We start from the raw sequence: 14,203 nt of genomic DNA on the forward strand, positions 1-14,203 counted from the left end.
CTTGGCTCCTTAGGGCAGCAGGCCTTTAACGTCAATGGGTTTGGCTTCGTTTTCGGCTTCGCCCTTCTCTTTCCCATCAACAGCCATACCGGCCATCCGGTAGAAGTTGTATTCCGGATATTTACCCGGCCCCGAGATCAGCAGATCTTCTTTTTCGTACACCAGATCCTGACGTTTGAACTCACCCATTTCGAAATCGGGGGTCAGCTGAATAGCCGTCGTCGGGCAGGCCTCCTCACACATGCCGCAAAAAATGCAGCGAGAGAAGTTAATGCGGAAAAACTCCGGATACCAACGGCCATCCTTCATTTCCGCCTTCTGCAGAGAGATACACCCTACCGGGCAGGCCACGGCGCACAGGTTGCAGGCTACGCAGCGCTCCTGGCCGTCCGGATCGCGGGTCAGCACGATACGACCACGGAAACGCGGCGGTGGATTTACCGGCTCTTCCGGATACATTTTGGTTTCACGCTTCTTAAACGCGTTGGAACCCACCATACAGATACTGCGTACCTGGGTGCCGAAACCAATCAAAAGTTCTTTCAGTGTCATGGTTTATTCACCCCTATCAAGCGTTGTACAGAATGACCGCGGCGGTTGCCAGCAGGTTCAGCAGCGTCAGCGGCAGGCACACTCGCCAGCCGAAGGCCATCACCTGGTCATAACGCGGACGTGGCAGCGAAGCACGAATCAGGATGAACATCATCATGAAAAACGCTGTTTTCAACGCAAACCAGACGAACGGCGGTAGGAAAGGACCCTGCCAGCCACCGAAGAACAACGTTACGATAAGTGCAGAAACCGTCACGATACCGATGTATTCACCCACAAAGAACAGGCCAAATTTCATACCGGCATATTCAATATGGTAGCCGTCCGCCAGCTCCTGTTCAGCTTCAGGCTGGTCGAAAGGATGACGGTGACACACCGCCACACCCGCGATCGCAAAGGTAACGAAGCCAAAGAACTGCGGGATAACGTTCCATACGGTGGACTGCGCGTTAACGATATCGGCCATATTGAACGAACCGGCCTGAGCCACCACGCCCATCAGCGACAACCCGAGGAACACTTCATAGCTCAGCGTCTGCGCAGAGGCACGCACCGCCCCCAGCAGCGAGTATTTGTTGTTACTGGACCAGCCGGCGAACAACACGGCATAAACCGCCAAACCCGCCATCATCAGGAAGAACAGCACCCCGATGTTCAGGTTGGCGACCTGCCAGGTCGGGCTGACCGGGACGATCGCAAACGATAACAGCAGCGACGTAAACGCGATCACCGGCGCCAATATAAAGATCACTTTATCGGCAAACGGCGGCGTCCAGTCCTCCTTAAAGAACATCTTGAGCATGTCCGACACCAGTTGCAGCGAGCCGCCCCAGCCTACGCGGTTAGGCCCGTAGCGCCCCTGGAACAGCGCCAGCAAGCGGCGCTCCCCCATACTCATCAACGCGCCGCAACTTACCACGACCAGCAGAATCACGACGGCTTTGCCGACGGTAGCCAGAATATCCAGTACTTCCGGAGTCAACCAACTCATTGTGCAGCCTCCCGCAGCATTTCAACGGTCGCACCCGCCAACACCGGAGCAACGCCCGGGAAGCCCAGCGGCAAACCAATCTGGCCCTGATGCAGTTCGGCGCTCAACCGTACCGGCAAGCGCAGAGTCTGACCACCACAGGTGATGTCCAGCAACGCGCCGGCATTAACACCCAACAATGCGGCATCAGTCTGATTCACTACCGCACAAGCCTGCGGCATACGCTGCTGGATAACAGCAGAGCGCTGCGACATTTCATCGCTACCGAACAGGTTGTAGTAAGGCGCAACCTGCCACTGCCCTTGCTGCGGAGCAAACGGTGCGGGGATCTGGCTGAAGTACGGCAGCGAACCTTCGCCGGCTTCGATCATCCGTACGCCCGGATCGCCGTGGCGCAAATGTCCGCCCACTTCATCCTGGAATTTGTTCCACGCTTGCGGCGAGTTCCAGCCCGGCGCCCAGGCAAACGGCACCTGCTGACGATCAGCCAGTGGGCTGTTGTTGCCTTCCATAGAGAAGGTGAACATGGTGTCGCGGTCCTGCGGCTGACGCGGTTCGTGCACGCTGATATTGGCGCGCATGGCGGTACGGCCGCTGTAACGATGCGGTTCACGCGCCAGCTTCTGCCCTTTCACTCGGAACGAGGCATCCGGCGCAGCATCCTTGATAGCAGCCAATTGCGGCAACGCGTTAACACAGGCGTCAATCACATGGTCCAGTTGCGTCCAATCTACCTGACGGCTGTTATAGGTGATGTACAGAGAATGCAGCCAGCGCCAGCTTTCCAACATGACGACCTTAGCGTCGTAGTAAGTCGGATCGTAAACCTGGAAGAAGCGCTGAGCACGGCCTTCCTGGTTAATGAGCGTACCGTCGCTTTCGGCAAAACTGGCGGAGGACAACACCAAACTGGCTTTATCCATGATCGCCGTACGCTGATGATCCAGCACGATCAGGTTAGCGGCTTTTGCCAGCGCGGCATCTACACGCGCCGCCGGCGCATGACGATACAGATCGTTTTCCAGTACGACCACGCTATCGGCTTCGCCGGTTTCCAACTGCGACAATGCCTCATCCAGCGAGCCGCCGCCCATCATGGCGACACCCATGCTGTTGGCCGAAGCGGCGACGAAAGTCATGCCGACATCGGCACCGCGGCCTTTGAGCGCTTTGGCAACGTTGGCGGCGGCGGCGATCACATCGTCGCTGCCCGCGTTGGTGCCGGAGATAATCAATGGCTTGCGAGCACCTGCCAGCGCCTGAACAATCACGTCCACTTTCTGGCTAAGGTCGGCCGACAAATCGTTGACTGCCGGCGCGGCATCGTCGAGCGCATGGGCAATCGCGAAGCCAAGCCGGGCTTGTTCCGCTACCGGTGCACGGTAGCTCCAAGCAGCGATATCATCCAGACGAGTGCTATCGACGTTGGTGACAAATAGCGGGTGCTTGGCATGTTGACCGATATTCAGGATCGCCGCGATCTGCCAGTCGGCGACTTTCTGGGCCGCCGCCATTTCGCGAGCCTTGCCTTTCACCGCCTGACGCACCGCGAGCGCAATACGCGCCCCGGTCTGGGTCAGATCTTCACCCAACACCAGCACGGCATCGTAGCTTTCGATCTCACGCAGAGACGGAGTTCGCACACCGCTTTCTTTCAACACTTTCAGCATCAGTTGCAGACGATTTTGCTCCGCCTGCGAAACACCGGTATAGAAGTTGTCGGCGCCGACCAGCTCACGCAACGCAAAGTTGCTTTCTACGCTGGCGCGCGGCGAACCGATACCGATCAAGCGCTTAGCCTGACGCAACACATCGGCCGCGCCTTGCAATGCCTGCTCGGCGTTCAGGGCAATCCAGTCATCGCCGCGACGTTGCAACGGCTGACGAGGACGGTCTTTCAGGTTGACGTAGCCATAACCGAAACGACCGCGATCGCACAGGAAATAGTGGTTCACACTGCCGTTATAGCGGTTTTCGATACGACGCAACTCGCCGTAGCGCTCACCCGGGCTGGTGTTGCAACCCACGCTGCACTGCTGACAAATGCTCGGCGCGAACTGCATATCCCATTTACGGTTATAACGCTCGGAATGGGTTTTGTCGGTGAAGACCCCGGTCGGACACACTTCCACCAGGTTGCCGGAAAATTCACTTTCCAGCACCCCGTCTTCCGGGCGACCGAAATAGACGTTGTCGTGCGCACCGTAAACACCCAGGTCTTTACCATCGGCGTAATCTTTGTAGTACCGCACGCAGCGGTAACAAGCGATACAACGGTTCATCTCATGAGAAATGAACGGACCGAGGTTCTGATTGTGATGCGTACGCTTGGTAAAACGGTAACGACGGAAGTTGTGGCCCGTCATCACAGTCATATCCTGCAGATGACAGTTCCCGCCCTCTTCACACACCGGACAGTCGTGCGGGTGGTTGGTCATCAGAAATTCCACAATCGTCTTGCGGAACTGCTTTGCCTCGTCATCGTCAATGGCGATAAAGGTGCCATCCGACGCCGGCGTCATACAGGACATTACCAGACGACCACGGGTATCCTCCGCGTTCTGATACTGCTTGACCGCACACAGGCGGCAAGCACCGACGCTCCCCAGCGCCGGATGCCAGCAAAAGTAAGGAATATCAAGTCCCAGAGACAGACAAGCCTGCAGCAGGTTGTCCGAGCCGTCCACTTCATATTCTTTGCCGTCTACATGAATCGTTGCCATAGTCAGCATGCTTCCATAACAGCCCGCCTCAGGCGGGCACTAATCAAAAATTCTGTCTGCGGGATGAATCGACCTTTACGCCCGGCGTGATGCTCAACACACCAGACGGTGCGATTACCAGCGCTGTTTCAACAGGTTGGGTTGAATACCGCCAATCGGTTTGGCGTTACTGACGACCTGTCTGGCGATACCCGCCTCGAATTCATCGCGAAAATATTTAATGGCGCTTTGCAACGGTTCAACGGCTCCCGGCGCATGGGCACAGAATGTGTTGCCCGGCCCCAGGAATCGACACAGTTGCTCCAGCGTTTCAATGTCGCCCGGTTGCCCTTCCCCACGTTCCAGCGCTCGTAGAATTTTAACACTCCACGGCAAGCCATCACGGCACGGCGTACACCAGCCGCAGGACTCGCGAGCGAAAAACTCTTCCAGATTGCGCGTCAGCGATACCATGTTGATTTCGTTGTCGACCGCCATCGCCAACGCCGTTCCAAGACGGCTACCGGCCTTGCCGATATTTTCGAAATCCATCGGCAAATCAAGATGTGCATCGGTCAGGAAATCGGTACCGGCGCCACCGGGCTGCCAGGCTTTCAGGGTCAGACCATCGCGCATACCGCCGGCATAATCTTCCAGAATTTCACGGGCAGTGGTCCCAAACGGCAATTCCCACAACCCCGGATTCTTCACGCGGCCAGAGAAGCCCATCAGTTTGGTGCCGGCATCTTTACTCTTGCCAGCCGACAACCCCTGATACCACTCCACGCCATGCTCGATAATGGCAGGTACGTTGCACAGCGTTTCTACGTTGTTAACGCAGGTGGGTTTACCCCACGCACCGGCAGAAGCCGGGAACGGTGGTTTAGAACGCGGGTTGGCGCGACGACCTTCCAGTGAGTTGATCAGTGCCGTTTCTTCACCGCAAATGTAACGACCGGCACCGGTATGGACAAACAGCTCGAAATCAAAGCCGGTGCCCATGATATTTTTGCCGAGCAGGCCCGCTTCTGTCGCTTCAGCGATAGCACGACGCAAATTAGCCGCGGCTTCAACGTATTCGCCGCGCAGGAAGATATAACCGCGATAGGCTTTCAGCGCATAAGCGCCGATCAACATGCCTTCCACCAGCAGATGCGGCATCTGCTCCATCAACAGTCGGTCTTTGTAAGTGCCTGGTTCCATCTCATCCGCGTTACACAGCAGATAGCGGATGTTCATGCTTTCGTCTTTCGGCATCAGGCTCCACTTGAGACCCGTGGAGAAACCTGCGCCGCCGCGACCACGCAAACCGGCATCTTTAACCAGAGTCACCACTTCATCCTGCGCCATACCGGTCAGTGCTTTTTTCGCACCGGCATAACCATTCTTACTACGGTATTCTTCCAGCCACACCGGCTGTTTATCCGCACGCAGGCGCCAGGTTAAAGGATGCTGCTCAGCCGTCAGAACAATGTTTTTACTCATTGATACTGCTCCAGTAATGAATCGATATCATCAGGCTTCAACTGACTGTGGGTATCCTCGTCGATCATCATGGTCGGCCCCTTGTCGCAGTTCCCCAGGCAGCAAGTCGGCAATAACGTAAAGCGACCGTCAAATGTTGTCTGACCAGGCTTGATATTCAGTTTTTTCTCCAGCGCAGCCTGAATACCCTGATAACCGGTGATATGGCACACCACGCTGTCGCAGTAGCGGATCACATGCCGACCAACCGGCTGACGGTAAATCTGGCTATAAAACGTCGCTACGCCTTCGACGTCGCTGGCTGGAATACCGAGAATCTCGGCAATGGCGTCAATCGCACCATCCGGCACCCAACCGCGCTGTTTCTGAACAATTTTCAGCGCTTCAATCGATGCGGCGCGCGCATCTTCATAGTGGTGTTTTTCATGCTCGATAGCGTCGCGCTCTGTGTCACTTAACACAAAAACATCGCTGGCGGCCTGCGCCGGAGCATCGATAGGATCCTGAGTGTTGTTATGTTCGTGCATAATTAGCGGTCCACATCTGACATGACAAAATCAATACTACCGAGGTACACGATCAAGTCGGATACCAGACAGCCACGAATCACCGCCGGAATTTGCTGTAAGTGCGCAAAACTTGGCGTACGGATACGGGTTCGATAACTCATGGTGCTGCCGTCGCTGGTCAGGTAATAACTGTTAATTCCCTTGGTGGCTTCGATCATCTGGAATGATTCGTTAGCCGGCATCACCGGCCCCCAGGAAACCTGCAGGAAGTGGTTGATCAGCGTTTCAATATGTTGCAGCGTGCGCTCTTTCGGCGGCGGCGTAGTCAATGGATGATCGGCCTTGAAAGGACCTTCCGGCATATTCTTCAGGCACTGCTCCAGAATACGCAAGCTCTGGCGCAGCTCTTCCACTTTCAACATTACCCGGCTGTAACAGTCGCTGATGCCATCACCTACCGGCACCTCAAAATCGAAGTTTTCATACCCTGAGTAAGGCCGCGCTTTACGCACGTCGAAGTCGATGCCGGTAGCACGCAAGCCGGCTCCGGTCACACCCCACTCCAGCGCTTCTTTGGCGTTGTAGGCGGCGACACCTTGCGAACGCCCTTTCAGGATGCTGTTTTGCAGCGCCGCTTTGATGTAGGTATCCAAACGAGCCGGCATCCAGTCGAGGAATTCACGCAGTAAACGTTCCCATCCACGCGGCAGGTCGTGCGCTACACCACCAATACGGAACCAGGCCGGGTGCATACGGTAACCGGTGATGGCCTCCACCAGATCGTAGATTTTCTGGCGATCGGTAAACGCGAAGAACACCGGCGTCATTGCGCCGACGTCCTGAATAAAGGTACTGATGTACAGCAGGTGACTGTTGATACGGAACAGCTCGGACAGCATGACGCGAATCACCTTCACGCGCTCCGGCACCTCGATACCCGCCAGTTTTTCCACCGCCAGCACATAAGGCATTTCATTTACGCAACCGCCGAGGTATTCGATACGGTCGGTATAAGGGATATAGCTGTGCCAGGACTGGCGTTCCCCCATTTTTTCCGCGCCGCGGTGGTGATAGCCGATATCAGGAATACAGTCGACTATCTCTTCACCGTCGAGTTGCAGAATGATACGGAAGGCACCATGGGCTGACGGGTGGTTCGGCCCCAGGTTCAGGAACATGAAGTCTTCGTTATTGGTACCGCGCTTCATCCCCCACTCTTCCGGTTTGAAGGTCAGGGATTCCATCTCCATATCTTCACGCTGTTTGGTCAGCACGAAAGGATCGAATTCGGTAGCGCGCGCAGGGAAATCCTTACGCAGCGGGTGCCCTTGCCAGGTCTGCGGCATCATGATGCGCGTCAGATGCGGGTGGCCTTTGAACGTGATGCCAAACATATCCCACACTTCACGCTCGTACCAGTTGGCGTTGGGGAACAGTTTGGTCAGGGTCGGCATAGTGAGATCGTTTTCCGATAATGCCACCTTCAACATGATATCGCGGTTGCGCTCAATCGAAATCAGGTGATAGAAAACGGTAAAATCGGCGTCCGGCAAGCCCTGGCGATGAGTTCGCAGACGTTCGTCCACACCATGCAGGTCAAGCAGCATCACATAGGGCTTCGGTTGCTTCTTCAGAAAAACCACTACATCCAGCAGTTGCTCGCGTTTAACCCACACCACCGGCAAGCCGGTGCGCGTGGCCTGAACGGTAAAGGCGTCTGGTCCAAACCGGTTACACAGCTCGCCGACGACCGGATCATCCAGGTGATCGCGGGTTTGCCATGCAGGCAGAGCGACATCGTGCGTCGTTAAATCTGTCATAAATATGTCACCACAGTAAATGTGCTATTTCTGTGACTGATGATGGCTACACACGTTTATCGTGATATGAATTTATCGTGATCTTACGTAGCCACTACAGTCCTCACTCACAGGGGGTCAAATCTCATCAGGAGAACGTAGATTGGTTACCGCAATACGTTCGCCTCGTTTACGTTCACGCTCGGATTGCATGTTGGCGCGGTAAACCCCCTGATCGCCTACCACCCATGACAGAGGGCGGCGTTCCTTACCAATAGACTCTTTCAGCAGCAACAACGCCTGCATGTAGGCTTCCGGACGCGGCGGACATCCCGGGATGTAAACATCAACCGGCAGGAATTTATCCACACCCTGCACTACGGAATAAATATCGTACATACCGCCGGAATTCGCACAGGCTCCCATGGAAATAACCCATTTAGGTGCCAGCATCTGGTCATATAAACGCTGAATGACCGGCGCCATTTTTAAAAACGGCGTACCGGCCACGACCATAAAATCCGCCTGACGCGGTGAAGCGCGAATAACTTCGGAACCAAAGCGCGCAACGTCGTGCACCGACGTAAATGACGTCGCCATTTCCACATAACAGCAGGAAAGACCGAAGTTATAAGGCCACAGGGAATTGCTGCGCCCCCAGTTGACCATGCTGTGCAGCGACTGTTCGAGATTGCCCATGAAAACGCTGCGATTGACATGCTGCTCAAGCGGATCGCCGACAATCTCTTGCTTCTGGAGGGGGTAACGGTCGTTCTCACCGTCCGGGTCAATGCGGGTGAGCGTATAATCCATCTTCTAATTGCCTCGCTATTACTGCTGATGAGTGTTGGTGGTCTGAGTCACGACATTGGATTTCACGACTTGTCTTTTGGAACGCACAGGCGTCCAGTCCAACGCGCCGATACGTACCAGATAGACCAAGCCAGCCAACAGCACCAAAATGAAAATTGTAGCCTCGACGAAGCCTATCCACCCACTCTCCCGGATAGAAACAGACCAGGCATAAAGGTAGAGGGCTTCAACGTCGAAAATAACGAAAAACATAGCAACCAGGTAAAACTTGGCGGAGAGACGCAACCGTGCGGAGCCGACGGAATCGATACCTGATTCATAAGGAATGTTTTTGTGTCGCGCCCGGGCTCTTCCCCCTAAAAGGAAACCGCCGAGCAACATAAAGCCGCAGAGACCTACAGCAACGATAACGAATAGCGCAAAAGCCCAGTGATGGGCGAGGACTTCAGTAGTTGTTGACATACTCTTGCTTACTCATCAAAAGTGACCGGACACCTGCTCTTTGCTCGGCAGTTTGTCGCCACATCGATTAAAAGGAAGGATTTTTCGCCACAAAAACGCCACAACTTATAAGGTTAAGCAGCTGTTTAATGCGGTCTGATTCCCTGTTATGTAACCTTATTTTCAACGCCACTAAAAATAACAGCACATTACTTTACATGCACGTGGTTTCGTTAACATTTTGTGTGTAATGCGGTAACTAAATCGAGTCAGTTAATCGCCCCACGTTAACGATTCCTCCTGCAGAAAGCCCTTATAGGCAGGGTGACTATATCATTTTCGGCAAGAATTCCTGTTCCCCCATAGTGTTAATAGGGGTATTTTTTGATCCAGGGCACACTTTTTTCATTTATGTTAGTAAAAAAAGCATGTTGGTTGTTCATCCATTAACCTTTTCATTCAATCAACATAGATTTAAAAAAAAAGAAATGCAGTTTTAATAATAAGGGAACACGTCTGATGAGGTAAACCATAGTGGGTAGCCAGAAGACGGCGAGGATAGGCTACGATGTTCAACGCAACCGTAGTCAAAAACGAGAGATGAATAAACAAAGCGTAGCGTGGCTTATCGCCCAGCTACGCCAAGAGTCAGATAATATCTGTTAATGAATTAGTCGGTAGGAGGGTCCCGCATCTCGCTTTCCGCCGCCGAGCTAACCGGCAGCAGATGAGAACGCGTGCCAGACTCGATAGCACTGAAAATGGCATTAGTCAGATCGTTGTCATGATCCGGGTTCTTGCACAGGTAGTAACGAGTATCAGGTAGTCTCGGCAATCCTTCCTCTTCACCCAGCACACGCAGCTCAGGGCTCATCATCTCTACCGAGCGTACCGTAACCCCCAGACCGGCTTTTACCGCTGCACGCACGGCGGACAGGGTAGAGGCGACATAAGAAATCTTCCATGGAATACCGGCAGCCGTCAGTTGCTCAAGCGCCAGCGTGCGGAACGGACTCGGCTCATCCAGTACAACCAATGAAACGGTTTCACCCGGTTGATACTGATAATCGGCCGCGCAATACCACAACGTCGGTGATGTACGCAGCAACACATGGGGTAAATCCTCGGCATTGGACGTAGTAATGACCAGATCAATTTTCCCCTGTTGCAGCATATCCGCCATTTCTGCGCTGCGTTTAATACTGACCGCAATCGACAGCTTTGGAAACACCGTAGTCACACGTTGCAGGATGAAAGGCAGAATGGTATCCGCCGTGTCATCCGATGCGCCGATGGTCAGTGTTCCCTGAATATCGCTATACATCAGTGAGGCGCAAGCCTCATCATTGAACTGCAGAATTTTTCTGGCATACCCAAGAAACTGGATGCCATGCTCGGTTAGCAGCTTATTTCGCCCATGACGGGCAAACAGCTCCTTACCGATCAGCTGTTCCAGACGCTGCATCTGCTGACTTACTGCCGACTGCGTTCGACACACAGCAACAGCAGCTGCCGCAAACGTATTCAAATCTGCAACAGCGACGAACGTTCTCAACAGATCAAGATCAAGGTTGAGGACAGGGCGACTTGTATTTGTCATACGGTTCTTCACTTATCTATTTTAATTTTTAACAAACATACCTGGTGTTGATGTCGATGCCCCGGCAAGTACCGGATGCACAATAAAAGACGGACAGTATCGCAGACGAACGGTTTCGACAAAAGGTTGTGAATATTCCTTTCTTCGAATCGTCTCTCTCCCCCAACCTCCTTATTCAAGCATCTTATTACGTAATCAAACTCTCAAAAACAACCTTTTTATTTATTTTAGATAATAAAATAAAAACTCAAAAAACACCAGCCGTCTCACTTAGCCACAATTTACAATCGCGAGATATAAGATTTTGATTGTTTTTACTTTAAAAACGTCTTCATAGAAATATACGACATCTCTTACTTTTCACTTTTGACGCATACTTTGTGCATCATTGATTCTCCGTTTGCTTGAAAAAGACATTACATGCAAAACATCGGCACAGCCTCAACATACATTATTCAAATTGAAACCTTGTTTTAATAAAGTAACAAAAATCATCAATTGACTTGATGAATCCAACCTATCCGACAGAATCACCTCACGTGGGGTGCACAGGTAAAAAAATCGGCCTTCACCACGCATAAATACCTTTAATACAGCGAGTTACTATTAACTGATGACCCATTTTTTATGTAAAGATTTTTGTTTTTTTGTAAAAAAAACAAAAATAATGCAAAGACACGCCATGTAACATAAACGTTTATGAAGTTACACGTAGAAGGCCCCCACAGTAAAAATTTTGTCTTATCGGCAATAAGATATACTGGTTTCATTTATTCCCTTCCGGCCATTTACGCTATTCGATTTAATAACTCCACTTTTTATTATCAGCGAGTTGCCTCTCTTTTATTTTATCATTGGTAAGAGAGTGTCAGGCGATTTTCGATGCGAGAAACATCAGCGTGTTCTTCAAACATTACCGTATTTAGAAAATGGTTTTTATAACCACGGCACACGCTATCATTTCATGATACCGGTTTCAGCGTTTAAATCAGGTATAAAAAATACGCCAATTGCATCTGAGATTATTCCTTCCATGCCACGTGAAGATGATTAATGCCTCATTAAAAAATGCGAGTCAGGCTGAATAATTGACCGATATCAGATGGCTTTTTTATAACCACTTGCATCCAGTTAAGACGAAAAACAAAAATCGACGCACATTTTCAGAACATTCCGTTAACAATGCGTGCCATTTATCGCTGTTTCGCTGGTAACCATTATCCTGGAAGCCGCGTCACAGCCATTGTAATGATTCTTCAAAACACACGCCGGGAAGAGTACATTAGTCGGGTTAGGCGATTACTCATCAGGAACAGGATCCTGTAAAAGGTTTGTTACATGTTACCAATAGAAAAATCGAAAAAACTGGAAAACGTTTGTTACGATATTCGCGGACCAGTACTAAAAGAAGCAAAACGACTGGAAGAAGAAGGCAATAAAGTACTCAAGCTGAACATCGGCAACCCGGCACCTTTTGGGTTTGAAGCGCCGGATGAAATCCTGGTGGATGTGATTCGCAACTTGCCGACGGCACAAGGCTACTGTGACTCTAAAGGGCTTTATTCCGCCCGTAAAGCCATCGTACAGCACTACCAGGCTCGCGATATGCGCGACATCACGCTGGAAGACGTTTACATCGGTAACGGTGTATCCGAGCTGATCGTTCAATCAATGCAGGCGTTGCTCAATACTGGCGACGAAATGCTGGTGCCCGCACCGGACTACCCTTTGTGGACTGCCGCCGTCTCACTTTCCAACGGACATGCCGTGCACTACCGTTGTGATGAAGAATCAGGTTGGTTCCCGGATTTAGACGACATCCGCAGCAAAATCACCCCTCGAACCCGCGGGATCGTCATTATCAACCCGAACAATCCTACCGGGGCGGTATACAGCAAAGAACTGCTGCTGGAAGTGGTTGAAATTGCCCGTCAGCATAGCTTAATTATTTTTGCCGACGAGATTTACGACAAGATTCTTTATGACGACGCACAGCATCATTCCATTGCCGCACTGGCTCCGGATTTGCTGACCGTCACCTTTAACGGCCTGTCCAAGACTTACCGCGTAGCCGGGTTCCGTCAAGGATGGATGGTGTTGAACGGGCCGAAAAAACACGCCCGCGGTTACATTGAAGGGCTGGAAATGCTGGCGTCGATGCGTTTGTGCGCCAACGTACCGATGCAACATGCCATACAGACAGCTCTGGGCGGTTACCAAAGCATTAGCGAGTTCATTCATCCGGGCGGTCGTCTGTATGAACAGCGCAATCGAGCTTGGGAACTGATCAATCAGATTCCAGGCGTCTCTTGCGTCAAACCGAGTGGCGCGCTGTACATGTTTCCTCGTATTGATGCTAAGCGATTCAATATTCATGACGACCAAAAACTGGTGCTAGACCTGCTGTTGCAGGAAAAAGTGCTGTTGGTACAAGGCACCGCATTCAACTGGCCGGAGCCGGACCATCTGCGTATCGTGACCTTGCCGCGGGTTGACGAACTGGAAATGGCCATCAACAAATTCGGTCGTTTTCTGGAAGGTTATCACCAGTAAATGAACAACGTCCCGGTGTCAATCGGCACCGGGCGCCTCTTCTCAACCGCTGTATTGCTGTTGTCTTGTACTGTACCCGGCCTGATTTGCTTCTTGATGCCGGAGCCGCCACAATGAACCTTCATTGCCGTACGCTGAGAGATGTTTATGGTTCAAAGTCACTTCTTCGCCCATTTATCCCGTCTGAAACTGATTAGCCGCTGGCCGCTGATGCGCAATGTCCGAACAGAGAATGTCTCCGAACATAGCTTGCAGGTAGCATTCGTCGCACATGCGCTTGCGGTAATCAAAAATCGCAAATTCAATGGCAATATCAATGTCGGCCGCATCGCTTTACTGGCGATGTACCATGATGCCAGCGAAGTACTCACCGGCGATATGCCGACTCCTATCAAGTATTACAATGCGCAAATCGCCCACGAATATAAGAAAATTGAAAAAATCGCCCGCCACAACTTGATTGCCATGCTACCTGCTGAACTACAGCAAGACTTCAGCCCGTTGCTGGATGAATCCCACATCAGTGAAGAGGAACATGCCATTGTTAAACAAGCGGATGCGCTTTGTGCTTACCTGAAATGCCTGGAAGAATTATCGGCGGGCAATAACGAGTTTCTGCTGGCTAAAGCCCGGCTGGAAAAGACGCTGCAACAACGCCAGAGCCCGGAAATGGATTATTTTATGACGGTGTTTATTCCGAGTTTTAGTCTGTCGCTGGATGAGATCAGTCAGGAATCGCCTCTTTGACCGCCGCCGAA

At 52.1% G+C, this 14,203-nt stretch carries 11 protein-coding genes; 2 read left to right on the forward strand and 9 right to left on the reverse strand.

Annotation, left to right across the window (positions count from 1 at the left end; translation table 11 throughout):
* Positions 1–9: 9 nt before the first annotated feature.
* The 9 genes from nuoI to lrhA form a co-directional block, all read right to left on the reverse strand.
* Complete coding sequence (nuoI, locus tag FDP13_RS04100) at positions 10–552, reverse strand: NADH-quinone oxidoreductase subunit NuoI (RefSeq protein ID WP_012769140.1); 543 nt, start codon at positions 550–552, stop codon at positions 10–12.
* Between the two features lie 16 nt (positions 553–568).
* Entirely contained in the window at positions 569–1,543 is a 975-nt protein-coding gene (gene nuoH / locus FDP13_RS04105; protein ID WP_012769139.1) for an NADH-quinone oxidoreductase subunit NuoH, read from the reverse strand.
* Positions 1,540–4,266, reverse strand: a complete 2,727-nt coding sequence (gene nuoG / locus FDP13_RS04110; RefSeq protein ID WP_012769138.1) for an NADH-quinone oxidoreductase subunit NuoG — start codon at positions 4,264–4,266, stop codon at positions 1,540–1,542. Before nuoG ends, nuoH begins: the two co-directional genes overlap by 4 nt.
* 114 nt (positions 4,267–4,380) lie before the next feature.
* Positions 4,381–5,730, reverse strand: a complete 1,350-nt coding sequence (nuoF, locus tag FDP13_RS04115; RefSeq protein ID WP_012769137.1) for an NADH-quinone oxidoreductase subunit NuoF — start codon at positions 5,728–5,730, stop codon at positions 4,381–4,383.
* Positions 5,727–6,257, reverse strand: coding sequence for an NADH-quinone oxidoreductase subunit NuoE (nuoE, locus tag FDP13_RS04120; protein ID WP_033576343.1), 531 nt, complete (start codon positions 6,255–6,257; stop codon positions 5,727–5,729). The genes nuoF and nuoE overlap by 4 nt, the downstream gene beginning before the upstream one ends.
* Before the next feature lie 2 nt (positions 6,258–6,259).
* Positions 6,260–8,059, reverse strand: a complete 1,800-nt coding sequence (nuoC, locus tag FDP13_RS04125; RefSeq protein WP_012769135.1) for an NADH-quinone oxidoreductase subunit C/D — start codon at positions 8,057–8,059, stop codon at positions 6,260–6,262.
* Positions 8,060–8,176: 117 nt separating this feature from the next.
* Positions 8,177–8,851, reverse strand: coding sequence for an NADH-quinone oxidoreductase subunit B family protein (locus tag FDP13_RS04130; RefSeq protein WP_012769134.1), 675 nt, complete (start codon positions 8,849–8,851; stop codon positions 8,177–8,179).
* Positions 8,852–8,869: 18 nt separating this feature from the next.
* Complete coding sequence (locus FDP13_RS04135; protein WP_012769133.1) at positions 8,870–9,313, reverse strand: NADH-quinone oxidoreductase subunit A; 444 nt, start codon at positions 9,311–9,313, stop codon at positions 8,870–8,872.
* A gap of 649 nt (positions 9,314–9,962) precedes the next feature.
* Entirely contained in the window at positions 9,963–10,892 is a 930-nt protein-coding gene (gene lrhA, locus FDP13_RS04140) for a transcriptional regulator LrhA (protein WP_012769132.1), read from the reverse strand.
* Positions 10,893–12,230: 1,338 nt separating this feature from the next.
* Here lrhA and FDP13_RS04145 point away from each other — a divergent pair.
* Positions 12,231–13,445, forward strand: a complete 1,215-nt coding sequence (locus tag FDP13_RS04145) for a pyridoxal phosphate-dependent aminotransferase (protein WP_012769130.1) — start codon at positions 12,231–12,233, stop codon at positions 13,443–13,445.
* A gap of 147 nt (positions 13,446–13,592) precedes the next feature.
* On the forward strand, positions 13,593–14,192 hold the full coding sequence (yfbR, locus tag FDP13_RS04150; RefSeq protein ID WP_012769129.1) for a 5'-deoxynucleotidase: 600 nt from the start codon (positions 13,593–13,595) through the stop codon (positions 14,190–14,192).
* The last annotated feature ends 11 nt before the right edge of the window (positions 14,193–14,203 follow it).

It is taken from the genome of Dickeya sp. ws52 (assembly GCF_007210685.1).
GTDB classification, from domain to species: Bacteria; Pseudomonadota; Gammaproteobacteria; order Enterobacterales; family Enterobacteriaceae; genus Dickeya; species Dickeya chrysanthemi.

Bases quoted from the DNA above. Each gene is read 5' to 3' on its own strand.
- nuoI (WP_012769140.1), bottom strand. From the start codon at position 552: ATGACACTGAAAGAACTTTTGATTGGTTTCGGCACCCAGGTACGCAGT.
- nuoH (WP_012769139.1), bottom strand. From the start codon at position 1,543: ATGAGTTGGTTGACTCCGGAAGTACTGGATATTCTGGCTACCGTCGGC.
- nuoG (WP_012769138.1), bottom strand. From the start codon at position 4,266: ATGGCAACGATTCATGTAGACGGCAAAGAATATGAAGTGGACGGCTCG.
- nuoF (WP_012769137.1), bottom strand. From the start codon at position 5,730: ATGAGTAAAAACATTGTTCTGACGGCTGAGCAGCATCCTTTAACCTGG.
- nuoE (WP_033576343.1), bottom strand. From the start codon at position 6,257: ATGCACGAACATAACAACACTCAGGATCCTATCGATGCTCCGGCGCAG.
- nuoC (WP_012769135.1), bottom strand. From the start codon at position 8,059: ATGACAGATTTAACGACGCACGATGTCGCTCTGCCTGCATGGCAAACC.
- FDP13_RS04130 (WP_012769134.1), bottom strand. From the start codon at position 8,851: ATGGATTATACGCTCACCCGCATTGACCCGGACGGTGAGAACGACCGT.
- FDP13_RS04135 (WP_012769133.1), bottom strand. From the start codon at position 9,313: ATGTCAACAACTACTGAAGTCCTCGCCCATCACTGGGCTTTTGCGCTA.
- lrhA (WP_012769132.1), bottom strand. From the start codon at position 10,892: ATGACAAATACAAGTCGCCCTGTCCTCAACCTTGATCTTGATCTGTTG.
- FDP13_RS04145 (WP_012769130.1), top strand. From the start codon at position 12,231: ATGTTACCAATAGAAAAATCGAAAAAACTGGAAAACGTTTGTTACGAT.
- yfbR (WP_012769129.1), top strand. From the start codon at position 13,593: ATGGTTCAAAGTCACTTCTTCGCCCATTTATCCCGTCTGAAACTGATT.